This window comes from Streptomyces sp. NPDC025784 (assembly GCF_055558435.1).
In genome coordinates this window covers 74,347-99,443 of sequence record NZ_JBVHMN010000026.1, presented here as the reverse complement: position 1 = coordinate 99,443, position 25,097 = coordinate 74,347, and the positions used below count along the sequence as shown (strand labels likewise).

Here is a 25,097-nt window from a genome sequence, read left to right as displayed (position 1 = left end):
CCGGCGGCGCTTCACCGCACGGCCCGGCCCCTTCGCCCCGTCCGCCCGCACTTTTGTCGCGCGTTCCGCACTCCTGGCGTGATGGGACCCCTTGACCTGGTGAGTCTTATTACGCAACTCTGAAGTTCGGAACCCCATGACGGTGCGGAGGGCGGCCCACGGTGGAGTGGACGGGTGCGGTGTACGCGGACAGACCGACGGTCGAGGTGACGACACGGATCGCTGCCACACCCGAGCGGGTGTGGCAGCTGGTCTCGGACGTGGAGCTGATGCCGGGCATGAGCTCGGAGCTGCAGTCCGTCGAATGGCTCGACGGGGCCAGCGGGCCCGCCGTCGGCGCCAGGTTCGTCGGGCGGAGCAGGCATGACTCCTTCGGCGAGTGGGCGACCACCTCGACGGTCGTCGAAGCCGTGCCGGGGCGGGTGTTCGCCTGGGCCGTCGAGGACCCGGCGCACCCCAGCGCCGTCTGGCGATTCCGGCTCGAACCCAAGGACGGGGGGACCGAGCTGAGGCAGTGGATGCAGATGGGCCCCGGCCGCTCCGGACTCTCCTACGCGATCGACGCCATGCCGGAGAAGGAGCAGAAGATCGTGTTCGTGCGCATGCGCGAGTTCGAGCGCAACATGACCATCACGCTGGAGCACATCAAGAACCTGGCGGAGGCGTGATGCGCACGGCGACGACGGTCGAGGCGTCGGGCTTCGACTCCTGGAGCGAGCAGGCGGACTTCGTCGTCGAGGCCGAGAAGGCCGGCCTCGACATCTGCTGGGTGGCCGAGGCGTGGGGCTCCGACGCCCCGTCCGCTCTGGGCTTCTACGCGGCCAGGACCGAACGCATGCTGCTCGGATCCGCCGTGATGCAGGTCGGGACACGCACCCCGGTGGCGCTGGCGCAGACGGCGATCACCCTGTCCAACCTCTCCGGCGGGCGGTTCCTGCTGGGTCTCGGCCCCTCCGGCCCCCAGGTGATGGAAGGGCTGCACGGCGTGCCCTTCGCCCGGCCCCTGGCGCGCGTGCGCGAGACCGTGGAGATCGTGCGGCAGGCGGTGGCGGGCGACAAGATCTCGTACACCGGCGAGGAGTTCACGATCCCGAGGCCCGGCGGGGACGCGGTACCCATGCGCCTGTCCATGCGGGCCGAGCACCCGATCCCGGTGTATCTCGCCGCCCTGTCCCCGGCCATGCTGCGGCTGACCGGCCGGGTCGCGGACGGCTGGCTCGGCACCAGCTTCGTCCCCGAAGGAGCGGCGGAGGCCTACTTCGTCCCACTGGACGAAGGACTCGCCCTCGGTGGCCGCAGCCGTGCCGACTTCGACGTCTGTCAGGGCGCCGAGGTGGCCTTCGCTCCGGACGAGGAGGCTCTGGGCGACATGGTCGCGGGCCGCAAGAAGGAACTGGCCTTCAGCCTGGGCGGGATGGGCTCCGCGTCGACGAACTTCTACAACCGCGCCTACAGCAGGCAGGGTTGGGCCGACGTGGCCGCGCAGGTCCGGGAGCGCTGGCAGAGCGGCGACCGCGAGGGCGCTGCCGGTCTGGTCACCGACGACATGGTGCTCGCCACCACCCTGATCGGTACCGAGGACATGGTGCGGCGCCGACTGCGGGTATGGCGCGACGCGGGCGTGGACACCGTACGGCTGTATCCGGCCGGAGACGGCATGCGGGCGAAGCTCGACACGCTGGCCAGGGCGATCGAACTGGTCCGTGAAGTCGGTGATGCGTGATGACCGCGCGGAAGTCGTTCGCGAACTGGCCCTGCTCCATCGCGCGCACCGTCGACCTCCTGGGCGACGCGTGGACGTCGCTGGTACTGCGGGAGGCTTTCTACGGAAGCCGGCGTTTCGACGAGTTCCAGCAGGAGCTGGGCATCGCGCGCAACACCCTGACGGACCGGCTGCGCCGTCTGGTGGCCGAGGGGCTGATGGAGAAGCGGCTCTACGACAGTGAGCCGCCCCGTTACGACTACGTGCTGACGGAGAAGGGGCGCGACTTCTTCCCCGTCCTCGCCGCGATGACACGGTGGGGCGACCGATGGCTTGCGGCGGAGGAGGGCGTCCCCGTGACCCTCCATCACGACTCCTGCGGCCACGACGCCGAGGCGCAGGTCGTCTGTTCCGCGTGCGGTGAGCCGATGGGATCCGAGAACACGTCCGTTCGGATGGGGCCCGGTTACCCGGAGCGGCTCAAGTCGCGGCCCGACGTCCAGCGCCGCTTCGCCCGGTCCTGACAGCGTTGCTCAGCGCGCTTCTCGCGGGGCCGCCTCGTGTGCTTCCGACGGGGCCACGGCCCCGTCACCGAGGCGGCGCGCCCGGAGCCGGGGGATCACTCGACGCGTCGTGCGGCCCCGTCGGCGATTCGACCGGCGACGGGACCCGCGAGGTGATCAGAGTCGGCCGGTCGTGGCCTCGGTCGCCCGCCGGGCGTCGCCGTCCAGTGGCTGCCGGGGCGCCCATTGCCGCCGGAGCAGCGCGTGCGTGCGATGGAAGAGGAAGGCCGCCATGGGCAGTTCGGCGCAGACGGCGAACGCGAGGGACCCCCAGACGGCCGGCGTGCCCAGGGAGAGGGAGACGTCGAACCATGCGTCGCACACCAGGAGGACGGCGCTGGCCAGCGCGGGAATCACCACCGCCCGGTGGCGCCGCTTGGCGAGGACGGCCGTCGTCGTCAGCGCCGTGAGCAGCAGTACGTCGAATCCGACCCAGGTCGCACGCCACGCGTGGACGCGGTAGTCGGACGGCAGCGTCAGTCCGAGCAGCACCGTCCAGGGGACGAGGACCAGCGCGGACGCCGTGAGCAGCTCCACGACGTGCCTCCGGCGCCGCTCCTCCCGGGTGGCGCGCCCGCCTCGCCCGGTGGGAGCGGCTTTGGCCGGAAGGGGTCCATCCGGGGACGGGGTGACCGTCGTGGGGGTCGTGGCCGTCCCGCTCATCGCCGCGTCCGTCTGTCGGTTCCGCTCTCCAGGGGCGCCGGGGGACGGGCCGCGACGCGACCGGTCGCGAACCAGCCGAGGACCGCCAGAAGCAGACCGACGAGGGCGTTCGAGAGATCACGGCTCAGCAGCATCACCGCGGCGGCCAGGTCGAGGCCCACCGCGAGCAGGGCGAGCGCGCCGCGCTGCCGTACTCCGCGCGCTGCCGTGCCGGGCGCGGGGCGGCCGGAGCCACCGCGGAAGAGCCCTGGGGCGAAGTGGCTCATCGCGGCCGCCTTCGCCGTCCCGTACGACCGTCGTCCATGCCAGCCTCCAGAGAGCCCACGGATGTAAGCGACAACGGGCAGGTGATCCGCTCATATTTCCGGGAGCGGCGCCGATGGGCGGTATTCGGACGTGACATAAGGCACAGGGCGGGGAGAAGGGGCGGGAATGCGGTAGCCCCCCGCCCTGTTACAACGAGCGTGACTGGCATGCTCGGATCAATCCGGGGATGTCGGTGAAAGGAGCACCTCATGGCACGCAGCACCGCACGCCCCGTCGTCGCCCTCAGGTCGACCGCCGGGACCGGCGTCACCTACGTGACGCGCAAGAACCGTCAGAACGACGCCGACCGGCTCGTCCTGCGCAAGTACGACCCGGTGGTCGGCAAGCACGTCGCGTTCCGGGAGGAGCGCTGACCCGGGCACCACACCACCGGACGCACGGTCACCAGGAAGGACATCGCATGAAGACCCGTATCCACCCCGAACTCCGCCCGGTCGTCTTCCGTGACCGTGCCGCCGACGTCGCCTTCCTCACACGCTCGACCGCGGACTCCGCCCGGACGATCGAGTGGCAGGACGGCCACACCTACCCGCTGATCGACGTGGAGATCTCGTCGGCGAGCCACCCCTTCTACACCGGGACCTCGCGGGTCCTGGACACGGAGGGGCGAGTCGAGCGGTTCGAACGCCGCTACGGCCGTACGCCCGCGGCCCGCGCCTGAGCAAGTGCCCTGGCGCAACGGCACGCGCACGGCCAGCCGGGGCCCGTGCCCGACACACACGGCGAGCCGGGGCCCGTGCCCGACACACACGGCGAGCCGGGGTCCGTGCCCGACACGCACACGGCGTGCCGGGGTCCGCGCCGAAGAACGGTCTTCCGCACATGGAGGAGAGCAGAGCCATGAAGGTACGCAAGTCCCTGCGGTCACTTAAGTCCAAGCCCGGCGCCCAGGTGGTCCGCCGGCGTGGTGTGACGTTCGTGATCAACAAGAAGGACCCGCGTTTCAAGGCCCGCCAGGGCTGACGGAGCGCACACCGAACGGCCTGCCCGGCCTCCGCGGATCGCGGAGGCCGGGCAGTGGTGCGTCCGGACCCGAGGGCGCCAGGCCCGCCCGTCCGCCGGAACCGCGGACGCCGCGCACCGACTCTGGCCGTGCACCGGTGCTCGCGGGCGCTTCCCCTGCTCAGAGAGCTGGAAACGCGCGAGGCGGTATGCAATTCCTGTGAATTTCCGAGGCACTTGAACGCGCCATGGCTCATCTCCGTATAGGGCCACGGGGATTTCGATGTCGAGCCGCTCACGACGCGCAGGAGTACTTCCTTGAGACGCAACACGCGCAGACGCCGACCCACGGGTGCACGGCGTGCGACCTCGCTGGCGATCGCCATGATGCTGGGCGGAGGTGGGCTCGTGGCCGTCAACGTCTACGCGTCGGCCACCGAGGGCGACTCCGGCCAGACACAGGGGAGCGACGCCGACCACGTCCTCGCCTCCGGTGCCGCCACGATCGACTGTCCGGACGTCGGCGCCAAGCTGACGGACGTGCCGGAAGAGGCCAAGGCGGACGTGGACAAGGAACTCGCGCTCCTTGACCAGCAGATAGCCGAGGCCTATCAGCGGGTCCAGGAATCGGCGCAGGCGCAGCAGCAGGACAACGGCTTCGCCGACAACGCGATCATGAACCCGCTGAAGGAGAAGCGGACGGCGACGATCGGGCGGATCGCCGACGCCATCGACCGCGTCGCAGACCGCCCTGAGGGACTGGACGAGCTCGCCGCCTGCACACTCCAGGCCTCGGGCAACAAGAACGGCGACGGCCAGGACGGGAACGGCGGCGACCAGAGCGGCCAGGACCAGAGCGCCGGCCAGGAACAGCCGGGCGGCCAGGACCAGAACGGCGGCCAGGACCAGGGCAACGGCCAGGCCGGCAACGGCGGTCAGGCGGGCAACGGTCCCGTGGCCGCCGATTACGCGGACATCAACTCCGTCCAGCCCAATGTGCAGAACCCGAACCCCGGCGGCGACGCCTCCCGCGGCACCTTCGCCACCAGCTGCGGCGTCAACGCAGGCGGCCTGTTCAACTCGGACAACGTGATCGTGGCCCCCGGCGTCACCAACGGCGCGCACCACTTCCACGACTACGTCGGCAACCAGTCCAACAACGCCTTCGCCACCGACGACGACCTGGCGAACGCCGACACGACGTGCGAGAACCAGGGCGACAAGTCCACCTACTACTGGCCCGTGCTGCGCCTGCAGAACGGCACCCAGGAGCGGGACGCGGGCGCGCCCGGCGGTGGGACCGAGGGCAACGCCGGCAAGATCGTCACGCCCAAGCAGGTCACCCTGACCTTCGTGGGCAGCCCGCGCGGCAAGGTCACGGCCATGCCGCGACTGCTGCGCATCATCACCGGGGACGCCAAGGCCTTCGTCAACGGCCCCGGCAACGCCAACGCCTCGTGGAGCTGCACCGGCTTCGAGGACCGGCAGCTGAAGGACAAGTACCCGATCTGCCCGAAGGGCAGCGACGTGGTCCGCACCTTCAAGTTCCAGAGCTGCTGGGACGGTCAGAACATCGACAGCGCCAACCACCGTACGCACGTGGCGTTCGCCGCGGCCGACGGCAGCTGCGCGGGCGGCTTCCGGGCGATCCCGCAGTTGGTGCAGCGCATCGTCTACGACGTCGACGCGCCCAGCCTGGACGACGGCGGCAAGACCACCCCGCTGTTCGCGGTGGACTCGTTCCCCGAGCAGCTCCACAAGCCGGTCACCGACCACGGAGACTTCATCAACGTCTTCGACGAGGACCTGATGCGGGAGATGGTCGACTGCATCAACGACGGCCGCAAGTGCGGCGCGGGCACGGGCGGTGGGGACGAGCCCCCGCAGGACGACCCGGAGCCCACCCCCACGCAGACCGCCGACGACCCCGAGCCCACCCCCAGCCAGACCGCCGACGACCCCGCCGACGGGAACGACAACGGGAACGGTGACGGCAACGGCACCGACGACCCGGGCAACGACCCCGGGAACCCGGGCGGCGGTGACAACGGCGGTGACGACGCGTCGCAGCCCCCGGCCGACCCCGGCACGGCGACCAGCGCACCGGCCGGCGGTACGCACACCGACCACGGCAAGTCGGACGGGCCCGACACCAAGTCCGACACCAAGCCCACCGCCTCCCGGAGCGCCGGGGCCCCCGCGGGCGAGGGTGGCACGGACGACAACGGCGGCGCAGCGGGCGACTCCGGGCAGGCGCCCGCCACACAGGCGTCGGCTCCGTCGGCCGACGACCAGACCGAGCCGCAGGCGGTGACGGGCGATCTCGCCGACACCGGAACGCAGCTGTGGCCGGCCGCGGTGGGTGGTCTTCTCGTGATCGGGGGCTTCGTCCTGCTCCGCCGCATCAGGCGCAGCTCCATGTGATCGCGCGCTGATCGAGCGCCGAGAACCGGGCGAGCCGGCTGCCCCAGGCAGTCGGCTCGCCCTTTTCCCAGCAGGGCACGAGGCCTGTCGGCCCGACGACCACCGGGCCGCTCCTGGACGAGCACCCCCGGTCCCGCGCCAGAACGTGCTGCTCAGGGTCTTGCCGCAGCCTCGATCGACTGGTCTCCTGTACCCCCGGTGATCGGCGACGCGTTCACCGCCCGGTTGCGTGCGCACCCGGCATGAACAGCAGACCAGGACGGGAACGGCGTGGAATCGACCGCTGGACAGAACGTACGGGACACCCTGCCCGAGGGACTGGGCACCGCCATACGGGAAACCGCCGAGGACATAGCCGTGCTGCTGCGCCAGGCCACGGACATGGAGCGCCCCGTCCCCGGTTCCGAGTGGACCGTGGGAGAGGCCGCGGCCCATCTGGCGCAGGCCAACGAACTCATGGCCGACCTCGCCGCGGGAAGCCCACGCCCCTACGGTGACGGCACACCGCAGAGCCTCGCCGCGGCCAACGAGCAGGCGCTCGCCGCCTTCGACGAGCGCGCGGCCGAACCCCTGGCCGCCATGATCGTGGAGCAGGCCGACGCCTGCCTGAAGGCGCTCGACGAAGGCGCCGCGGACGGAACCGTCTTCACCCCCCTGGGCCCGATGAGCCCCGTGGTCCTGGGGTCCTACCTGCTCACGCACATGCTGGGTCACGGATACGACCTGGCCCGCGCCCTGCGCCGGCCCCACATGATCGACCGTGCCCGGGTCGGCCTGACGCTGCCGTTCATGCTCACGGTCATGCCACGGGTGACGGACACGGCCCGCACCACCGGGCTGACCGCCCGCTACGCGATCCGCCTCTGGGGCGGCGAACGGTTCGGTGTGACGTTGGACGACGGTGCGGTGTCCGTCGAGGCACAGCCGTCCGCCCGCCCGGACTGCACCATCCACATCGAACCGGTCACCTTCCTCCTGATGGCCCTCGGCCGCCGCGGCCAGGGAAGCGCCTTGACCCAGGGCCGGATCCTCGTGACCGGTCGCAAACCCTGGCTCGCGCCGCGCTTCCCGGGCCTCTTCAAGGCGCCCTGAGAAGCCGCGACGCGCGCAGGCCCGTCCGGGGACGTGCCCGACGGGCGATGTCGGTGGGCCGTGCTTCACTGCCCGACCATGGACGAACGGTGCTTCATACCGCGGCCCGAGGTGCTGCCGCAGGACACGAGCTGGGTGGACCGGGTGATCGACATCACCGGGTGGACACGGGAACGGTCCGGCGACATCGACTGGGCCGCCGCGGAGACACGGCTGGGCACGCCGTTGCCCGCCGAATACAAGGAACTGGTCGCACGGTTCGGCTACGGCGCCTTCGACGACCACCTCTGCCTGATGACCGTCGACGGACCGCCCGAGAGCATCGACATCGTCGAGTTCAACGCGTTCTGGGCCCGGAGTTCCGCTCCTGACGGCGAGGGCCCCTGGGAGCCGTACCGCTTGTATCCGGCTCCGGGCGGCCTCCTGCAATGGGCGAGCACCGAGCGGAGGACCTCGTTCTACTGGCTGACGGAGGGCACCGATCCCGACCTCTGGCCCATCCTCGTCACGGACGACGCGTACGCGCACTGGCATCGGTTCGACGGATCCACCGCACAGTTCGTCCACCGCATGCTCACCGACCCGCGGCATCCGTACTCGACGGCGGCCCACTTCGACAGTCACTCGTTCACGCCGTACATCAGCCCGACGACGGAGGAGGAGTGAGCGGCGGCGTCGCGGCTTGCGGCGGCCCGGGGCGTCGCGGCAGGGTTCCGCGGTATGGCTACCTTGCTGATCGTGCATCACACCCCCTCGCCCAACTGCCAGGCCTTGTTCGAGGCCGTCGTCTCCGGCGCGACGGCCCCGGAGATCGAGGGCGTCCGGGTGGTGCGGCGGGCGGCGCTGTCCGCCACGGCGGCCGACGTGCTGGCCGCCGACGCGTATCTGCTCGGCACACCGGCCAATCTCGGCTACATGTCCGGGGCGTTGAAGCACTTCTTCGACCAGGTCTACTACCCCTGCCTGGACGAGACGCGGGGGCGGCCCTTCGGCTTCTGGGTGCACGGCGGCAATGACGTCACCGGCGCCGTGCGGGGGATCGAGGCGATCACCACGGGACTGGGCTGGCGACGTGCCGCCGAGCCGGTGAAGGTGACCGGGGAGCCGGCCAAGGCGGACACCGAGGCGTGCTGGGAACTCGGGGCGACGGTGGCGGCGGGCCTGATGTGCTGACTTCGGCCTGCTGCGTGAGCGGCGCGCCGGCCCTCGGCGTCGCGCGTACGCGTGTCGGGAGACAACGTCCCGTGGAGTGGGGTACACTTGATCTTGAGCAGAACGCCTGAACCGACAGGCGTCCGGCCGTGCGTTGGTGGTCCAAGGAAAGACGTCCCGCTTCCTGCGGGGAGATGCAGGTGCAAGGCCTGCCCGGCGCTCCGAACCGAACCCCGCCCCCATCTGGGGGCGGGGTTCGTGTCTTTGTGCGACACCCTGCCGAGACGGCCGACCCCCTAGGGTCCCCTTCGGGCGCGAACGTGATGCCGCTGCCGGGCATGGGGTGCGGCGCCGCGCACAGAGAATGCGCAAATACGGCTTTCGTGCTTATCGGTCCACTATGATCACTTGCACAGGCACACGCCACGTGGCGCCGTCGCACGGTCGGCGCCACGTGCCGTGTCGGTGTCGGAGGTCCGGTCGGTCAGTGCTTGGCGGAACGACCCCCGTGTCCTGACGGCGGTCCTGCCTGTGCCGGTGATTTCACCTTCACCACGTCCACGTCACTCGCCCGGACGTACGCGAGCCGATGCCCGAACTGGATCTCGTAGTACGCCTCCTGGCCCTTGACGACCGGGCTCGGCTTGTCCTCGAAGGTCGACCGGTCCACGTACGAGCCGACCAGACGGGACTGCGTCACATACCGCTGGCCCGCGCGAAGCGTGTACGGCAGCGGAGACTCCTGAGGCTCCGGCACGCCCTCGGGGTAGGCGTCGTCCTCCGGGAGCGCGCGGCCGAACACCTCGACCTCCGAGAGGCCCTCCTTGGGAGTGACCATCTGGCCGCTCGCGCCGACGGCGGTGGGGTGATTCCCCGGATTCCTGAACCAGGCCTTGTTGCCCAGGTACCAGATCGCCGTCCAGTCGCCGCTGCGGTCGGCGACCGCGTAGGTCTGGCCGGCGGAGACGCGCGAACCCAGGTCGTTGACGTCCTCCGTGGAGTCGTCGCCGTCCGGGCGCCGTCCGGGGTCCTGGATCAGCGGGGCGTCGTCGGCCGGCGCGGTGTGCAGGCGGACGGCGCTGGAGCCGTGCGGCGCGCACGCCGCCCCGTCCTCCGTGCACCCCGTGAACCGCGGCCTGTGCGAGTCGAAGTCCGGAAGCACCATCACCATGTCGCTGTCCGGCCCTGCCGTGGCCTTCAGCGGTGCGCCGAGCAGGTCGAAGTAGTGCCGCCAGTCCCAGTAGGGACCCGGGTCGTCATGCATGTCGGGGATGGAGTCGGCGGTCGGGGCGGGCACGTTGTCGTGTCCGAAGATGTGCTGCCGGTCCAGCGGGACGTGGTACTTCTTCGCGAGGTAACGCACCAGCCGGGCCGAGGAGCGGTACATCTGCTCCGTGTACCAGGCGTCGGGCTGAGCGAGGAACCCCTCGTGCTCGATGCCGATCGACCGCCCGTTCACGAACTGACTGCCGGAGTGCCAGGCGGCGTCCTTCGTCTTGATGTGCTGGATGACGTGGCCGTCACTGGAGCGGACCGAGTAGTGCCACGAGGCCTCCTCGGGATCCTGCACCGTCTGGAGCATGGACGTCAGAGGTGCTTCGGTGTCGTGGATGACGATGTAATCGATCTTCTGGTCCTTGGGCCGGTCGGCCAGATCGTGGTTGCCGTAGCTCTCGTCGTCGATCTCCGTGTACGGCGCGCTGAGCCAGGAGCACGACAGCTCCTTGGGGCACTCGACGTCCTTCGGGTGCTTGGCCCCGGCCGTGCTCGCCGCGTGGGGCCGCACGTCAGGGCTGGCGGGGAGCGTGACGCGCTGCCCGGCGTCGGTGGTGCGGTGGGCGCCACTGCGGATCACCGCGAACACGTCGTTCGCGAAGGTGGCCGCGGCCTCGTCGTCGTCCGTGCCCGGGAACTCCGACACCGCCTCCCACCAGTCCGCCGGGTTGGCGCTGAGCGGCTTGCCGAGCTTGCGCTGGGCCGCGGCGAGGAGCGCCGCGCCGCCGCGGACGTTGTCGGAGGAGTCGGTGCGCAGCCGCTCCTCCGGAACCCCGATGAGGCGGGCGGCCTTGCGCAGGTCCGTCGGGTGGAGAGGGCCGCCGGGAGCGCTCGCCTGGGCCGAGGGCGGAGGCCCGGCCGCGACCACCCGCGGCCTGGCGGTTCCGTGGTACGGGGCCTGCGACTGGTGGGCGTCCACCAGGTGCATGGGCCCGTAGCCGCCGCTGACGCTCGGCGCGCCCGGATGGGAGTCCCACCGGGACTGGAGGTACGACACGCCCATGAGCACGCTGCGCGGGACGCGGTACTCGTCCGCCGCGGTGGTGAAGTCGTTCTGCAGGCGCTGGTCCGCCGCCACCCCGTCGTCCGACGGGCCGGACAGCAGGGGGATGAGGAGCGGAGCCATCAACGCCGTCGACGCGGTCACACAGACCATCCGACGGTGCCTGCGTACGGCAGTGGGGACACGAGGGGTAGAACGTTTCTTCACTGCGGGCGTCTCCAATGCTCGTCACAACCGGGACAGAGGACTTGCCGTTCTCGACACCCCCTGTACGTTTCCGTGCTTGGAGCGCCACGTCGCGCCAAGGGTCACCGGCGTGGACCAGCGGTCCGGCAGAGGCCACCCGGTCGGCGGCAGCACGAAGGCCCCGGCCGCGAGCGCGGCGCGGGGTCACGTGCGGCTGCCGCGGTGCGGTGCCGACGGGGTGGCGGTCAGTCCTCGACCGGGTCGACCTGCCAGTCGGGGTGCCCCGGCATCGGAGGGGTGTGCGAGCCGTGGAGCCACGGGGTCAGGAAGGGCTCCAGGTCCTGTCCGGCGGTCTCGGAGGCGAGTGCGACGAAGTCCTCGGTGCCGGCCGCCCGGTCCCGGTACTTCGTGACCCAGGCCCGCTCGATCTTGTCGAAGGTCTCCTCGCCGACCTTCTCCCGAAGGGCGTAGAGCACCAGCGCCGAACCGTCGTAGCGCATCTGCTTGAACAGGGTCGGCGCGGTGGGCTCTGCGGGTGCGCCCGCGTCGTGCCGCCACTGGTCGTGCTGCTCGTACGCCGGCCGCATCGCGTCCTCCATGCCGGGACCGCCGTGCGTCTCGGCGTACAGACGCTCGTAGAACCGGGCGTGTCCCTCGCTCAGCCACAGGTCCGACCAGCGCCGGATGGCGACGCTGTCGCCGGTCCACTGGTGGGCCAGCTCGTGCACGAGATTGCGCTCGGCTCCCGCGCGGTCGCCCAGCAGGTCGCCCTTCGGCACCACGGACAGCGACTGTGTCTCCAGTGCCGCCGGCAGATCGGTGTCCCCGACCAGTACGCCGTAGCGGTGGAAGGGGTACGGGCCGAGCCGCTCCTCCAGCCACTCCAGGTGTTCGGCGGTGAGTGAGCGGTACTCCTTGGTCCCGTCCACCAGGTCGTCCGGGACGGCGTCCCGCAGGGGCAGGCCGTGCGGTCCCGTGCTCTCGGCGAACGTCAACTTCCCGACCGCCATCTGGACCAGCTGCGGCGAGACCGGGTGCTCCGAGTCGTAGGTCCACCGAAGGCGTCCGTCGGGCTGCTGTGCCCGCTCGACGAGCCGGCCGTTGGCCACCGCGCCGAGGCCGGACGGTGTGGTGATCCGGAAGGTGACCGGGGCCCGCAGGCTGGGGTGGTCGTTCGACGGGAAGATCATCTTGGCGCCGTCGGGCTGGGCGAAGAGCAGGGTGCCGTCGGGCGTGGGCACCCAGCCGTAGGTGCCGACCGCGTCACCGCGGTGCCGCTGCTGTGTGGGGTCGGCGGTGTAGGCGACCCGGACGGTGAACGCGCTGCCCTGGGGGATCGGCTTCGCCGGGGTGACCACGAGCTCGTCGCCGTCGCGTACCGCCTTCGCCTCCAGGCCGTCCACCGTGACCGTGCGCAGAGTGTTGCCCGCGAAGTCGAGATCGAAGCGGGACAGGGCCTGCGTGGCGGTGGCGCTGATGGTGGCGACCGCTTCGAACGGCGTCCGCGGCGCCCGCCAGTCGAAGTCGAGCGCGTAGTGGCGGACCGTGTAGCCGCCGTTGCCGGCGAGGGGCATGAGGGGGTCGCCGATTCCGCGCGCGCCGGGGGAGGGATCCGCCCCGGCCCTGGCGGCGGAGGGGCCGGGGGCGATGGCGCCGGGGGGATCGGAGGAGTGGCCGCCTTCGCCGGGGAGACCGATGAGGACGGTGGCCGCGGCGATCCCGACGGTGCTGCCCAGGGTGAGCACGAAGGCCGTACGACGGGTCCGCAGGCCCCGGAGGACGGTGCGCTCCTCGCCGGCCGCCTGTTCCCGCTGCGGCCTGGTGCGCGCCGCCCTCATCCGAGCGTCCGACGGGCGTCCCGGGACGCACACGCAGGTCGGCAGGCGCGGCCGTTCGTCGGTCGATGGACGCGCCTGCCGGTCGTCGGAGGCACTCGGCTCCCGGCCCCGGGGGCGGCTCCTGCTCGGGCGGTCGTGATCGTCATGGCCGCACTATGTCAGCAAGATGCGCCATGGACTCGTATGTCCTCATATCGCCCGCCCACACGGGCTATTGAACGGCTGATCCCGGGGTGTCCGAAAGGGTTCCCGCGGCGCCCGGTGACATCCCTCACGCCGACTTCCCGCACTAGACGGGTGGCTTAGTAGATGCGCCCCGGGCGATATAGGCGACTTATCCCGCCACAATCAGGCATACGGTGCAGGCGGTGTGGAGTCATGTGCCCCACTCGGCACCTTCGCGCCTTCCGTCCGACCTGTGCGGTCTCCTGACGGATGGTCAGAGACCGCCCTGCTCCCGTGAGCCGGCTCTGCACACCCGGCCGCTCAATTCAAGGACCCCCGATGGCTACGAGGCCGAGTAGTAGTGACGCGCGTTGCCCTTGCCTCACACGGGTTTTAACAATGACGGCCCTACAGGGGCGTCTCCGCAGCTCAGGCACACCGCTCGTGCCGGGCCGACCCCACCAGTGACGCCCCGCGACCACCGAGCGAGGCCCGAATGAGGAAGCACCGCAGGAAGACACGGCATCGGCAGATAACCGTCGCTGCCCTCGCGCTCGGCGCGCTGGCCGTGCCCACCGCCGCCATGGCGTGCTGGGACGACGGGGGAACCCGGACCGTCGGCTCCGCCGGTCAGTGGCGGAACGTGTCCGACAACCAGGGGCTCTGGCTGGACGCGGCCCACCGGGGGCAGTGGCAGAGCCAGGACCTGACCTCGCCGTCGGCGGCGCCGACCACACAGGCGCCCAGTGCCCCCGCTTCCGCGGCACCTTCGGCGACCGAGGCGCACAAGGCGAAGAAGAGGCACGCCGGGCACAAGACGTGGCACAGGACGTGGCACAAGGCGTCCGCTTCCCACCGGCCTGCGGCCCCCACGGCCTCCGCGCCGGCGAAGCCCGCCACGACCCAGGCGCCCGCGCCGGCGAAGCCCGCCGCGCCCAAGCCGTCGAGCTCCGCGCCGTCCACCTCGACGCCCTCCGCCTCGACGCCGCCCTCTTCGGCGCCCAGCACCTCGGCCCCCGCGTCCGGTGCGTTGGCCCGCATCGTGGCCCTGGTCAACAGCGAGCGCAGCAAGGCCGGCTGCTCCGCGCTGACCCTGAACGAGAAGCTCTCGAAGGCCGCCCAGGCCCACAGCGCGGACATGGCGAGCCACCAGAACATGTCGCACACCGGCTCCGACGGCTCGGACCCGGGCCAGCGGATCACGAGCGCCGGTTACAGCTGGAGCTCCTACGGCGAGAACGTCGCCTACGGTTACTCCACCCCCGAGCAGGTCATGGCGGGATGGATGTCCAGCCCCGGCCACCGGGAGAACATCCTGAACTGCTCTTTCAAGGAGATCGGCGTCGGTCTCGCGCAGCCCGGCAACTACTGGACGCAGGACTTCGGCACGGCCCGCTGACCGTACCGGCTTGCGCACCGGACGGGGCCTTCCCCGTCCTCTCCACCCGCGTCGGCCCCGACCGGTTCACCGGCCGGGGCCGGGCCGTGCCCGTGCGAGCGGGGTGCTGCGGGCGTATGAGAAACAAGGACGTGCCGAGGCGCGGCCGACCCGTGTCAGCCCCGCCCGGGCCCGTTCGGCACCGGACGGCCCGTGAAGGCGTCCAGGAGGACACGGTCGCCGACCGGCCGCGCCAGCCGCACGGTCACCTCTTCGGCGCGCAGGTCGCTCGTGCACGGACCCTCCCGCGTGCCCACGACGGACGCGTACAGCACCACGCTTCCGTCGGTCTCCAGCGCGTGGACGGCCGGGCCGTCGTCGCAGGAACCGTGGTGGGCCAGCACGGTCACCGACCGGCCGTCCCCGGCCACCTCGACCAGTCGCCCCAGGGCGGCCAGGACGCTGTCGGGCACCGTCCGGCTCGGCCCGACGGGCGACTTGGGCACCTGCCCGGACCCGACGGCGGCCCGCTTGAGCGGAGTGTCGTATCCCTCCAGGGTGAACAGCCAGGCGGGGACGGTCGCGGGCCCACGGCTCGTGGTGAGCGTCATGCGGTCCAACTTCGCCCCGGTCACGGTGAGATGAGGTCCGTCGTTGCTGCCGCGAGCCACGGTCTCGTAGGCCTCGCGGGCTGACATGAGCGGCAGGTCGAGCGAGGCTCCGCCGTCCCATTCCACCCTGCCCCGCTTGTCCGGGGCCGCGGGCAGCTCGGTGCGCAGGACGAAGTTCTGGGTGGTGAAGGCGATCTTGTCGGCGTTGTCGTGGAAGGCCCCTTCGGGGAGCTGGACCTCGTCCGTCATCACGTAGTAGCCCTTGCGCCACGTCTCGGCGGCCTGTGAACCGTCCCAGGCCTCGGCGACCTGACGGGCACGTGCCCGTGCGTACGAGTCCGTGCCGACGGCGCTGTCGCCGGCCTTCTCGCTCCCGCAACCCGTCGCCGCTGCGGACCCGGTGACGAGCAGGGAGAGCAGGACGAGCAGATCGACGGTGCGCGTGGTCCTCGTACGCATGGGTCCCCCTGGTGCTGTCGGTGACGGGCGGAGAGTGGGCGGCGCGGCGTCACGACCGTGCCGCTCCTGTGACGCCCGGCTCCCCGGTGTCGTTCGTGCCGTGGCCCGGCGGGCCGGCTCCGTTGCCGCATCGTGACCGTGCTCGGTCTCCCCGCGGCCTCCGCCCGCCGCGCGGTGCACACCTGTGCCCCCGACGGACGGCCGGACTGCTTCTAGAGTGTCCCGGGATGTCGGCTGTTTCGAGGAGGCGGGAAACCTTGAACTCTCGTGTGCGGGCCCGAGTTTCGGCCTATGCCCTGGTGGTGCAGGACGAGCGGTTGTTGCTGACCCGCCTGTCCGACGCCTCTCCGGTCTTCGCCCCGGGACTGTGGCACCTCCCCGGTGGAGGGATCGACCCGGGTGAGCAGCCGGATGCGGCCTTGGCCCGGGAGCTCCTGGAGGAGACGGGCCTCCAGCCGGCCGAGGCCCGGCTGATCGACGCCCGGACCTACCTGGTCCACCGAAGCGACGTGGACTGGAACCTGGTGTCCTTGTTCTACGCCGTGACGGTGAAGGAGGGTGCGGCGCGGGTGGTCGAGGCGGCCGGATCCACCGACCAGGTGCGGTGGATCCCCCTGCGCGACCTGCGGGAGGCCGCGCTGACCCCGGCGGCCCTGGACGGCCTCCGCATGCTGCGCGAAGGCCCCCTGGCCACCGGATGAGCCGTGCCCCGGGTGAACCGCGGTCCTCGGCGGCAGTCGTGGAACCGCGGTCCGGGGCGCCGTCGTGACGGTGCTCGTCGAGCGTGTCCGGGGCCCGCGGCGCCCTGGCCGGGTCAGGCGGTGCGCAGGGTCCTCCTGGCGAGCTCGAACGCCGGGAGCATCGCCTCGTGCTCCTCGGTGTCCATGCCTCCGAGATGCAGGACGACCGGGCCGTCCGCCGTGGTGACGGCGAGGGCGCGTTCCTTCTTCGTCTCGTCGAGCGCCTCGCTCGTGTAGAGGTACTCCACCTCGGCGCCGCTGAGGCCACCCGTCTCGAACGGACGGTACTTCGCCTTGCTCGCCCCGTCCTCGGCCGCCACGAACTCCTCCAGCACGGCCCTTGCCGTGGCGTCGCCCGGCTTGCCGGTCCAGACACGGAGGTAGCCGATGTTCCCTGCGGGCTTGGCGTCGACCTCGCAGGCGGCGGTGACGGGTCCCTGGTGCAGAAGGGCGTCGGCGACCTCCGAAGCCAGGCCGTCCGCACCGTCGCCGGAGGCGGAGGCCTTGTCCTCGGCCGCGCCGACGTCGACGGCCTCCGCCTTCCAGTCCTCGGCGATGTCGAAGGTGACGGGGAGCTCGCAGGGCGACCCCGCCGCACCGATGGTGCCGCCGCTCTTCGCCGTCCGCGCGTCGCCTCCGGTGGCCCTCGCGGACGACGTGGCGCTCGTCGACGCCTTCGGGTCGCCGTCGGTCCCCTCGGAGCACCCGGTCAACACCCCGGCCAGCAAAGCCACATGTGCCGCAGCACCCCACGCCTTCAAAGCCCCGCCCCGCACGTCCGTCTCCCCTCTCGCCACTGAGGGGACAATGTAACGGAGGGTTCCGGACAGGTCGTGCGGGGCGGCGCTCCGTACTCCGGCATCGGTCCCGGCCCCGGAGCGCACCGTGCGGCGTCCCGCCCGTGAACGCCACCGACACCCCGGCGGCGCCCGCCACACCGATCGCCCTCTCGATCGTCTTCCGGGCCCTATGAGGCCGCTTCTCCGCAGCCGAGGCCGGGAATTGGAGGTGCCCGCTCACGCGGCTCCCACTACGGTCTGCGGATGAGGAGTTTTGCGGTGGCCGAGGACCTGTCGGCAGTGGTGCGCGAGGCGCTGGGGGAGGACTGCCGGATCGTCGGCGCCGACCGCCTGCGCGGGGGCAGCAAGAAGGGCGTCTACCGGGTGCGGCTCGCCGGGGCCGGCGCGGCGAGCGTGATCGTCTACAGCTGGGCCCAGGACGAGAACTTCTGGCCGGGTGGGTCCGACGGCGACGGGGCCGACCCCTTCGCGCCCGCCTCAGGACTGGTGCCCTTCCTGGCCGCACAGCGCGAGCTCGCGGAGATCGGAGCGTGCGTTCCGCGCGTGCTGTGGGCGGACGGCAGCGGGCGGCGATACGGGGCGGACGTCGCCGTCGTCGAGGACGTTCCCGGCGGCACCCTGGAAGCGCTCTTCGAAACCGACCCCGCTCGTGCGGCGACCGCACTGGACCACCTGGCCGGCACCCTTCGGCTGATGCACCGTCACCAGGCGCCCCGGTACGGCAGAGTGGACCTGCTGCAGCGCGGCGGCGTCTCCCTCGGGGACTCCTGCGAGCAGGTGGTCCTCGACCGGGCCCTGCGCGACCTGGACGAGTCGGCGGGCCGGGACGCCAGGATCGAGTCCGTACGCACCCGGCTCGACGACCGGCTGCGGGAGCTGCGCGCGCTGGTGGCACCCCGGGGCGAATTCGGTCTGATCCACGGCGAACTCGGTCCCGACCATGTCCTGGTGAACCCGGAGGGGCAGGCGGTCCTCATCGACATCGAGGGCCTGATGTTCTTCGACATCGAGTGGGAGCACGTCTTCCTGAGCCTCCGCTTCGGTGAGCGCTACCCGGCCCTTGCCCGGCCGGCCCTCGACCGGCGACGCCTCGACCTCTACATGACGGCGATGCGTCTCTCCCTCGTCGCCGGCCCCCTCCGCCTGCTCGACGGCGACTTCCCCGACCGCGATCTCATGCGAGGGATCGCGGAGCACAACCTCCGGGAGACGCTGGCGCTGCTTCCCTAGGGTCCAGGGTGGGACGTCCGGACCCCGGGCGGGCGATGCGATCCCGGTCGGATCGCTCGTCGCACCGATGAGTCCGGGCCCCCGCAGCGGTCATGACCAAGAGGGCATGTGCTGTCGACCACGGGAGATCATCATGCGGCAACCGACACCTCACGGCGCACTGCGACGACTGGACATCCTCGTCGGTGCCTGGGACATGTGGGCGGACGGCCGCAGCGTCGGCCCGGTCCTGACCGAATTCGCCTGGCTGGAGGGCGGGGCCTTCCTCGCCCAGCGTGTGGACGTGACCGCCGACTCGGCCCTGCCCGGGCCGTGGGAGGCCGCCGCGCCCTTCCCCACCGTGTCACTGACCGGCTACGACGACACGACGGACGACTTCACCACCTTGTACGCCGACGGGCGTGGTGTCGGCCGCGTGTACCGGACGAGCCTGAGCGACGGCGTATGGACTCAGCGGCGCGCCGCACCCGGCTTCCATCAGCGGTTCACCGCCACCTTCGGCGACGGGGGCGACACCGTCGCGGGCGGCTGGGAGCGCTCGAAGGACGGCGAGCTCTGGAAGCCGGACTTCGACGTGACGTACACGCGCGTCGGAACATCCTCGCGCGCCTGAGCCACGGTGACGCTGCCGGGCAGGCGTGCACCCCTGCCCCGCGTGTCCGTCCCGGCGGCGGTCGCCGTCCGTGCCGCGGCCGTCCGCCTGGGTGCCGGACGTCGTCCATGCAGCCGGTGCGGTCCAGGAAGTGCGAGGCACATCCCCGCGTGCTGGAATGACCATGAGGACCGACGACCGCCGGCCGTCCGCCACGGCTGCCGTGAGGGACGGGCGGGGAGGTGTTGGCCCCCGACTCCCGTCCCGCTCGCGAGGAGTGGCCATGAACGACGTCGAAGACATGGGCCCCGTCGACTACCTGGTCATCGAGTTCCCCGGCAACAAGATGACGGGGGAGGCCTTTCCCCTGCTGGTCGATCTCGCCGAGCGCCGGATCATCCGGATCCTGGATCTCGCCTTCCTCCGCAAGGACATCGACGGATCGGTCACCGCTCTGGAGCTGCGAGAACTGGGGGACGAGGTCGATCTGACCGTCTTCGAAGGCGCTTCCTCGGGACTGATCGACCAAGAAGACATGGACGAGGCGGGGAACGCCCTGGAGCCCGGGAACTCCGCCGCCGTCCTGGTGTACGAGAACCTGTGGGCCGCGCCGATGGCCGGCGCGCTGAGGCGCAGCGGGGCGCAGCTCGTCGCCGGCGGCCGCATCCCCGTGCAGGCCATCCTGGCCTCGTTGGACGCGACGGAATGACCGACCCCGCACGGCGGCACGGCAGCCGCCCGAACCGCTGATCCGCCCGGGCCGGCAGCACCGTACCGGCTCCGCGCACGCAGCATGGGAGATGAGTGATCATGCCCGGACTCCTCAGGGGCGTCGCACGCACCGCCGTCGTCGCCGGAACCGCCACGGCGGTGTCCAACCGAGTGTCCCGACGGCAGGCGGGGCGCTGGGCGCAACAGGAAGAGCAGCAGGCCTACCAGCAACAGCAGGCGTACCAGCAGCCGCCTCAGCAGCCGGCTCCCGCGGCGCCGCCGGCCGCCGACGACATGACCCAGAAGATCGACCAGCTCAAGCAGTTGGCCGACCTGAAGGCGCAAGGCGTGCTGACCGACGAGGAGTTCGAGGCGCAGAAGCGCCGGCTCCTCGGCTGACGGGCACATGTCGGACCTGCATGCGGCAGGCCGTAACCTGAGGCCGTGGCCGGGGAAGAGGCGTGGGACGACGCCGGGTACGACGAGTGTCTGCGCGCGGAGCGGGAAGCGTACGCGTGGGTGATGCGCAGCCACGGCCGTATGACACCGGCGCGAGCCGATGAGGCGGCGCTGCGGCGCTACCCGTACGAGCCGCCCGGCACGCCCCACCGCGGACTGACGTTCCACGACGAGGCATGGCACTGGGCGATGCTCGACCTGGAGGGCCCCCAGTACTGGGTGAACCGCCCGGACCTGCTGGATCCGCCCGAGGAGTACCGGGCGCTGGGCTGAGGACCCGCACCGGTCGTACGGCGGCAGGACGTCGGCGACCTCGCGAGTGGACGAGAGCCGGCGCCGGAGCCGCTACGGGCGCCGGACGGCATCGGCGCGGCGAAGTCCGACGAGCCGGGCGGCCCACACCGCCCGGGAGGTGAGGCGCTCCATGACCGTGTCGCATCCCGCCGAGCGCACCCGCAACGGCCGGGGCTGGTTCGAGCGGCTGGCCGAGACGGCCTCCAATGTCACCAGCTCGGTGCCGTTCGCCTGCTTCTGCTTGGCCCTGGTCGCCGCCTTCATCGCCGTCCACGTGGCACACCTGCCACTGTCGTGGCAGCTGCTCGTCGGCGATGTCATGACGGCGGTGAACCTCTTGCTGCTGGCGTTGCTGAAGAACTCCGAGCGCCGGGCGGAGCACGCCGTCCAGCGCAAGCTCGACAGCATCGCGGCGGCCCTGCTCGAACAGCACGAGGGGAAGGGCCGGAAAGCCCATGACGAGCTGCGGAAGGCGATCGGCATGGAGGAGCAGCTCTAGGCCCGTGGGGGGACCGCTTTCCCCATGCGAACCCGAGGCGGACGGATGATCCTGGGAGCATGGCTGATCCGCGGTCCGTGATCGTGTCGCCGCCGTCGCCGACGGGCGGCCGGCGGGTGCGGGTGGACGGAGAGATCCTGGGGCTGGCGTTCGACGTGGCGGACGTGGCGGAGTTCCTGCGCCGGGCCGGGCTGGAGATCGCCCCCGAGGAGGTGGCCACGTCCTCGCTCATCGACTGGCGTGGTGTCGGCCCGGAACACTGGGGGCCGGAGACCGCCGACTGACGCACGTCGTGACGCGTACGAGCCGGCGGCCGGACCGATTCCTTTCGCGCGCCACGCGGGTCCACCTGTCCATGACCCAGACTCAAGAGAACTCCCGCAGGCTCCTGCAGTCGCTGCTCGTGTCCCTCAACGGCGTGACGAGCGAACCACCGGCGTGGGCCGGACCGTACTTCGGCGAGGGCAGCGCCGCGCACTCCCTGAAGGTCCTGGAGCGGTGCGAAGCGTTGCTGATGGGCCGCCGCACCTATGACGTCTTCTCCCGGCAGTGGCCGTCGGCGCCCGGCCCCTACGCGGCCCGGCTCAACGCGATGCCGAAGTACGTCTTCTCCACCACGCTCGAGGAGCCCCGGTGGAACAACACCACCGTGATCGCCGGGGACCCGGTCGAGGCCGTGGCACAGCTCAAGCAGGACCCGGGCCAGGACCTGATCGTCTACGGGCACGGCCGCTTCGGGCAGACGCTCTGTGACGCCGGCCTGGTCGACGAGCTGACCATGACCGTCGTCCCCGTCTTCGCCGACGGCACTCCGCTCTACCGGCCCGGCCGCACCCCCCAGGCGTGGGAACTGCTGACCGCCGGGCCCGGGCAGGACCCCGGGCTCGTCTCCCTGACGTACCGCCCTGCCTCCAGCCAAGAGGAAACGAATGCCTCCGCTGAGAGAGATCGGTAGCATTTATGAGTAGACAAGAGTTTTGGTGTATTCGTGGTGTCGGCGTGAGCGGGGCACGCCGACACGGGCGGGGCCGACTGCGAGGTGATGCGTGATGGCCTCCACGCCGGACGGAACGGCAAGCCCGGCGGTGCCGGGTGTCTCAGGCGTGTACGGGAGCGGTGGGGAGGGCCTGGTAGGGGTGGAGTTCGCCGGATATCACGTGCAACGTGAAATCGGGCGTGGGGGAATGGCGGTCGTCTATCGCGCACGTGATCTGCGGCTGGAGCGCACGGTCGCGCTGAAATTGCTCGCCCCGGAGATGGCGCGCAACGACACCTTCCGCCGTCGCTTCGCCCATGAGTCCCGGGTGGCCGCGGCCATCGACCACCCGCACATCGTGCCGATCTTCGAGGCCGGTGAAGTGGAGGGGGTCCTCTACATCGCGATGCGGTTCGTCTCGGGTCTCGATCTGCGGGCGCTGCTGGACCGGGACGGGCCGCTGCCGGTGGACGCGGCGCTGCGGATCGGCGCTCAGGTGGCATCGGCCCTGGACGCGGCGCACGAGCACGATCTGGTGCACCGCGACGTGAAGCCCGGGAACGTCCTGGTGGCCCCCGGCACGGACAGCGATCACCCGGAGCACGTGTATCTCACGGATTTCGGACTGACGAAGAAGTCCTTGTCGCTGACGGGCTTCACGACGGTGGGCGAGTTCGTCGGGACCCTGGACTATGTGGCCCCCGAGCAGATCTCCGGCCGCCCCGTGGACGGCCGGTGCGATCTCTACAGTCTCGCCTGCGTGGTGTACGAGATGCTGGCGGGCGGGCCGCCCTTCATCCGGGACGAGGACATCGCGTTGCTGTGGGCGCACCAGTACGACCAGCCACCGCCGCTGAGCGAGCGGCGGCCGGGTGCCCCGCCGGGCCTCGACGACGTGCTCGCGAAGGCCCTGGCGAAGGTACCCGAGGACCGTTTCGACTCCTGCCTGGAGTTCGTGGCCGCGCTGCGTGCCGCCGCGGCGGCCGGCGCCACCGCCGGCCCGCATGCTCCGGTCCCACGGGCCGGGACCGGCCGTCCCGCGGGCGGGACCGAGAGCGGGTCGGCCGCGCTGCGGAGGCCGGGACCGGCGCCCGAACCGCCGGCCTGGGCGCGCCCCGTCTTCAGCGGGCCGACGCCGTAGGCGCCGTCCGCAGGAGCCCGGACGGGCGTCGTCCGTGAGAACGTGCGTCGTCACGGACGTGCGCGTCGCCGCCCGGGCGGATGCCGGCACAGCGACGAGTGGCGTCGCCGGGCTCTGTCAGGCGGAACGAGCGACGCCGGCCGCCGCCGGGTTCGCGGACAGTGTCGCGAGGTAGTCGGCCAGGGCCACCTCGATGCCGTCCAGGGGGAATCGCGCGCCGAGATACCCGTCGGGGCGCACCACGAATCCCGTCGGACCCTCGGGCCGGTAGAGCCGCGCGAACTCCCCGGCGGCATCCCGGTACGCGGGAACGGCCGCGAGGCGGCCGTCGGCCGGAGACGCGTCACGGCCGAGGACGGCGAGGGTCTCCAGGCCGGGCCCGGGAGCCGGGCGTGCGGAACCGTCCGTGTCGCCGACGGCCGTCAGCGCCGCCCCGGTCGTCGTGACCGTACCGGCCGCCCGGTCCAGGACGTCGAGGTCGTCCGCGTACAGAAGCACCACGTGCCCGGTGCGCCCGCGCAGGATGTCGAGCAGCCGCAGCGGGTACGCGGCCACGGCCGCGGTGAGCTCCGCGCAGTCCGGTGCCCGGTCACCGGGCTGAGGCGCGCCGACGGGCCCGTACGGCTCGGCGGCGAGCGGGCCGTCCCGGTATCCGACCAGCAGCTGAGCCTCGCGCAGCAGCAGCGTCCCCGGGTCGTCGGGATCGGCGTCCATCCCTCGCGCGGCGTGCCGCACGGTACGGGCGACCACCTCCGCGCCGACCGGGCGGCGCTCGGCGTCGTAACTCCCCAGCAGGCCCGGCCCTGCCTCCCCTCGCACCACGAGCGCGAGCTTCCAGGCCAGATTGCAGGCGTCCTGGATGCCGGTGTTCATGCCCTGCGCGCCGGTCGGGGGATGAATGTGCGCGGCATCGCCCGCCACGAAGACGCGCCCCTCGCCGTAGCGGTCCACGATGCGGTGGCTGATGCGGAAGACGGAGGACCAGCGCAGCCGGGACAGCGTCGCGGGCGTGGGGGCGAGGCGGTCGACGACGGCCTGGAGGTGGGACAGCTCCGGACCGTCGCCCTCCAGGCCGTGCAGCACTCCGTCCCCCTGCGTCCGTGCCCCGCCCGTCGTCCGGGTGGACAGCTCGGGTGGGACCGTCATCGACATCCGACAGCGGCCCCGACCGGGCAGGGGGATGCAGACCAGCAGGTCGTCGGTGGAACCGTCGTCGGCGCGGTGCGTGGACCGGAGGCCGTATCCGTGCGGCAGGTCCCAGTCGACCTCGACGTCACCCAGCATGTACTCCTCGGCGAAAGCCCCGCCCTCGTACCGAAGCCCCAGCCCCTTGCGGACGGTGCTGTGCGCTCCGTCGCAGCCGATGAGGTAGCGGACGCGCAGCTCCTCCTCGGCGCCCGACGCGCCGCGCAGCCGTGCGCCGACTCCGTCCCGGTCCTGCGTGAACGACAGCAGTTCGGTGCCGCGTTCGACGAAGGTGCCCAGTCCGGCGACGTACTCCTCGATGAGGCGTTCGGTCTCGTACTGCGGCAGCGCGGCGAACCCGTAGGGCACCTCGGGCGGCAGCGCGAGGTCGATCCGTCCTTGTTCCCGGCCGTTCACGTAGATCAGCTGCCCCAGGATCGGAACGGCGGCTTCCACGACCGTGCGGGCCAGGCCCATCCGGTCCCAGATCTCCATGGTGCGCGGCTGGATGCCGACGGCCTTGGCGTACGGCAGACGGGCGGGCAGCCGGTCGACGAGACGACAGCTCACTCGGTGCCGGCGCAGTTCGGCGGCCGCACTCAACCCCACAGGGCCGGCGCCGGCGATCAGCACGTCGGTCGTTCGGGTCCGCGCCACGGGTGCCTCCCACTGCATGGCCCCCGGATCGTT

Annotated in this window: 29 protein-coding genes; 21 read left to right on the top strand and 8 right to left on the bottom strand. The window is 71.6% G+C overall.

Annotation, left to right across the window (positions count from 1 at the left end):
* Positions 1–161: 161 nt before the first annotated feature.
* Genes ACZ4IF_RS39895 through ACZ4IF_RS39885 form a run of 3 tightly spaced genes read left to right on the top strand, consistent with a single transcriptional unit; the run spans position 162 to position 2,226 of the window.
* The gene (locus ACZ4IF_RS39895; RefSeq protein WP_467572642.1) at positions 162–668 is read left to right on the top strand and encodes an SRPBCC family protein; all 507 of its coding nucleotides are present in this window, start codon (positions 162–164) and stop codon (positions 666–668) included.
* Positions 668–1,723 carry an LLM class flavin-dependent oxidoreductase gene (locus ACZ4IF_RS39890; protein ID WP_467572638.1) on the top strand — a complete coding sequence of 352 codons (1,056 nt, stop codon included), beginning with the start codon at positions 668–670 and terminating at the stop codon, positions 1,721–1,723. The genes ACZ4IF_RS39895 and ACZ4IF_RS39890 overlap by 1 nt, the downstream gene beginning before the upstream one ends.
* Entirely contained in the window at positions 1,723–2,226 is a 504-nt protein-coding gene (locus tag ACZ4IF_RS39885; protein WP_467572635.1) for a winged helix-turn-helix transcriptional regulator, read from the top strand. The genes ACZ4IF_RS39890 and ACZ4IF_RS39885 overlap by 1 nt, the downstream gene beginning before the upstream one ends.
* Before the next feature lie 156 nt (positions 2,227–2,382).
* Here the strand turns inward: ACZ4IF_RS39885 and ACZ4IF_RS39880 are convergent, their stop codons facing one another.
* Entirely contained in the window at positions 2,383–2,802 is a 420-nt protein-coding gene (locus ACZ4IF_RS39880) for a hypothetical protein (protein WP_467572632.1), read from the bottom strand.
* 122 nt (positions 2,803–2,924) lie between these two features.
* Positions 2,925–3,194, bottom strand: a complete 270-nt coding sequence (locus tag ACZ4IF_RS39875) for a hypothetical protein (RefSeq protein ID WP_467572630.1) — start codon at positions 3,192–3,194, stop codon at positions 2,925–2,927.
* 249 nt (positions 3,195–3,443) lie between these two features.
* On the opposite strand from ACZ4IF_RS39875, the gene rpmG reads away from it, so the two are divergent.
* From rpmG to ACZ4IF_RS39840, 7 genes are all read left to right on the top strand, one after another.
* The gene (gene rpmG, locus ACZ4IF_RS39870; RefSeq protein ID WP_467572627.1) at positions 3,444–3,608 is read left to right on the top strand and encodes a 50S ribosomal protein L33; all 165 of its coding nucleotides are present in this window, start codon (positions 3,444–3,446) and stop codon (positions 3,606–3,608) included.
* Positions 3,609–3,655: 47 nt separating this feature from the next.
* On the top strand, positions 3,656–3,916 hold the full coding sequence (locus ACZ4IF_RS39865) for a type B 50S ribosomal protein L31 (protein WP_359493528.1): 261 nt from the start codon (positions 3,656–3,658) through the stop codon (positions 3,914–3,916).
* A 179-nt stretch (positions 3,917–4,095) separates the two neighbouring features.
* Positions 4,096–4,218, top strand: coding sequence for a type B 50S ribosomal protein L36 (gene ykgO / locus ACZ4IF_RS39860; protein ID WP_028801377.1), 123 nt, complete (start codon positions 4,096–4,098; stop codon positions 4,216–4,218).
* A gap of 363 nt (positions 4,219–4,581) precedes the next feature.
* Positions 4,582–6,621 carry a DUF1996 domain-containing protein gene (locus tag ACZ4IF_RS39855; RefSeq protein WP_467572789.1) on the top strand — a complete coding sequence of 680 codons (2,040 nt, stop codon included), beginning with the start codon at positions 4,582–4,584 and terminating at the stop codon, positions 6,619–6,621.
* A gap of 270 nt (positions 6,622–6,891) precedes the next feature.
* A complete protein-coding gene (locus tag ACZ4IF_RS39850) occupies positions 6,892–7,713 on the top strand; it encodes a maleylpyruvate isomerase family mycothiol-dependent enzyme (RefSeq protein WP_467572623.1) in 822 nt (273 codons plus the stop codon).
* Positions 7,714–7,791: 78 nt separating this feature from the next.
* The gene (locus tag ACZ4IF_RS39845; RefSeq protein ID WP_467572621.1) at positions 7,792–8,379 is read left to right on the top strand and encodes an SMI1/KNR4 family protein; all 588 of its coding nucleotides are present in this window, start codon (positions 7,792–7,794) and stop codon (positions 8,377–8,379) included.
* A 54-nt stretch (positions 8,380–8,433) separates the two neighbouring features.
* Positions 8,434–8,886, top strand: coding sequence for a flavodoxin family protein (locus tag ACZ4IF_RS39840; RefSeq protein WP_467572617.1), 453 nt, complete (start codon positions 8,434–8,436; stop codon positions 8,884–8,886).
* 463 nt (positions 8,887–9,349) lie between these two features.
* On the opposite strand, the gene ACZ4IF_RS39835 is transcribed toward ACZ4IF_RS39840, so the two are convergent.
* From ACZ4IF_RS39835 to ACZ4IF_RS39825, 3 genes are all read right to left on the bottom strand, one after another.
* Positions 9,350–11,296 carry an N-acetylmuramoyl-L-alanine amidase gene (locus tag ACZ4IF_RS39835; protein WP_467572614.1) on the bottom strand — a complete coding sequence of 649 codons (1,947 nt, stop codon included), beginning with the start codon at positions 11,294–11,296 and terminating at the stop codon, positions 9,350–9,352.
* A gap of 278 nt (positions 11,297–11,574) precedes the next feature.
* The gene (locus ACZ4IF_RS39830) at positions 11,575–13,167 is read right to left on the bottom strand and encodes a M1 family metallopeptidase (protein WP_467572612.1); all 1,593 of its coding nucleotides are present in this window, start codon (positions 13,165–13,167) and stop codon (positions 11,575–11,577) included.
* 795 nt (positions 13,168–13,962) lie between these two features.
* Positions 13,963–14,373 carry a hypothetical protein gene (locus tag ACZ4IF_RS39825; protein ID WP_467572609.1) on the bottom strand — a complete coding sequence of 137 codons (411 nt, stop codon included), beginning with the start codon at positions 14,371–14,373 and terminating at the stop codon, positions 13,963–13,965.
* Between ACZ4IF_RS39825 and ACZ4IF_RS39820 the strand changes: the two genes are divergently transcribed.
* Positions 14,363–14,731, top strand: coding sequence for a CAP domain-containing protein (locus ACZ4IF_RS39820; RefSeq protein WP_467572607.1), 369 nt, complete (start codon positions 14,363–14,365; stop codon positions 14,729–14,731). The genes ACZ4IF_RS39825 and ACZ4IF_RS39820 overlap by 11 nt on opposite strands.
* Before the next feature lie 155 nt (positions 14,732–14,886).
* Here ACZ4IF_RS39820 and ACZ4IF_RS39815 read toward each other — a convergent pair whose 3' ends face one another.
* On the bottom strand, positions 14,887–15,780 hold the full coding sequence (locus ACZ4IF_RS39815) for a hypothetical protein (RefSeq protein ID WP_467572604.1): 894 nt from the start codon (positions 15,778–15,780) through the stop codon (positions 14,887–14,889).
* Between the two features lie 257 nt (positions 15,781–16,037).
* Between ACZ4IF_RS39815 and ACZ4IF_RS39810 the strand changes: the two genes are divergently transcribed.
* Positions 16,038–16,481: an NUDIX hydrolase gene (locus ACZ4IF_RS39810; RefSeq protein ID WP_467572601.1), complete on the top strand. Its 444-nt coding sequence runs from the start codon at positions 16,038–16,040 to the stop codon at positions 16,479–16,481.
* A gap of 113 nt (positions 16,482–16,594) precedes the next feature.
* Here ACZ4IF_RS39810 and ACZ4IF_RS39805 read toward each other — a convergent pair whose 3' ends face one another.
* Positions 16,595–17,254, bottom strand: coding sequence for a lipoprotein (locus ACZ4IF_RS39805; RefSeq protein ID WP_467572599.1), 660 nt, complete (start codon positions 17,252–17,254; stop codon positions 16,595–16,597).
* A 309-nt stretch (positions 17,255–17,563) separates the two neighbouring features.
* On the opposite strand from ACZ4IF_RS39805, the gene ACZ4IF_RS39800 reads away from it, so the two are divergent.
* The 9 genes from ACZ4IF_RS39800 to ACZ4IF_RS39760 all read left to right on the top strand — a co-directional run bounded on the left by ACZ4IF_RS39800 (position 17,564) and on the right by ACZ4IF_RS39760 (position 23,222).
* Positions 17,564–18,550 (top strand): aminoglycoside phosphotransferase family protein, encoded by a 987-nt coding sequence (locus ACZ4IF_RS39800; protein ID WP_467572595.1) that lies wholly within the window; start codon positions 17,564–17,566, stop codon positions 18,548–18,550.
* Between the two features lie 133 nt (positions 18,551–18,683).
* On the top strand, positions 18,684–19,163 hold the full coding sequence (locus ACZ4IF_RS39795) for a hypothetical protein (protein WP_467572592.1): 480 nt from the start codon (positions 18,684–18,686) through the stop codon (positions 19,161–19,163).
* Between the two features lie 262 nt (positions 19,164–19,425).
* Entirely contained in the window at positions 19,426–19,851 is a 426-nt protein-coding gene (locus ACZ4IF_RS39790) for a DUF6325 family protein (protein WP_426680458.1), read from the top strand.
* 101 nt (positions 19,852–19,952) lie between these two features.
* Positions 19,953–20,252, top strand: a complete 300-nt coding sequence (locus ACZ4IF_RS39785; protein ID WP_467572588.1) for an SHOCT domain-containing protein — start codon at positions 19,953–19,955, stop codon at positions 20,250–20,252.
* A gap of 45 nt (positions 20,253–20,297) precedes the next feature.
* Complete coding sequence (locus ACZ4IF_RS39780; protein WP_467572585.1) at positions 20,298–20,585, top strand: hypothetical protein; 288 nt, start codon at positions 20,298–20,300, stop codon at positions 20,583–20,585.
* Positions 20,586–20,736: 151 nt separating this feature from the next.
* Positions 20,737–21,105 carry a low affinity iron permease family protein gene (locus ACZ4IF_RS39775; protein ID WP_467572583.1) on the top strand — a complete coding sequence of 123 codons (369 nt, stop codon included), beginning with the start codon at positions 20,737–20,739 and terminating at the stop codon, positions 21,103–21,105.
* Positions 21,106–21,164: 59 nt separating this feature from the next.
* Positions 21,165–21,389 carry a hypothetical protein gene (locus ACZ4IF_RS39770; protein WP_359493495.1) on the top strand — a complete coding sequence of 75 codons (225 nt, stop codon included), beginning with the start codon at positions 21,165–21,167 and terminating at the stop codon, positions 21,387–21,389.
* Positions 21,390–21,460: 71 nt separating this feature from the next.
* Positions 21,461–22,060, top strand: coding sequence for a dihydrofolate reductase family protein (locus ACZ4IF_RS39765; RefSeq protein ID WP_467572580.1), 600 nt, complete (start codon positions 21,461–21,463; stop codon positions 22,058–22,060).
* Between the two features lie 94 nt (positions 22,061–22,154).
* Entirely contained in the window at positions 22,155–23,222 is a 1,068-nt protein-coding gene (locus tag ACZ4IF_RS39760) for a serine/threonine-protein kinase (RefSeq protein ID WP_467572578.1), read from the top strand.
* A 117-nt stretch (positions 23,223–23,339) separates the two neighbouring features.
* Here the strand turns inward: ACZ4IF_RS39760 and ACZ4IF_RS39755 are convergent, their stop codons facing one another.
* Positions 23,340–25,064, bottom strand: a complete 1,725-nt coding sequence (locus ACZ4IF_RS39755; protein ID WP_467572576.1) for an FAD-dependent monooxygenase — start codon at positions 25,062–25,064, stop codon at positions 23,340–23,342.
* Positions 25,065–25,097: the final 33 nt, after the last annotated feature.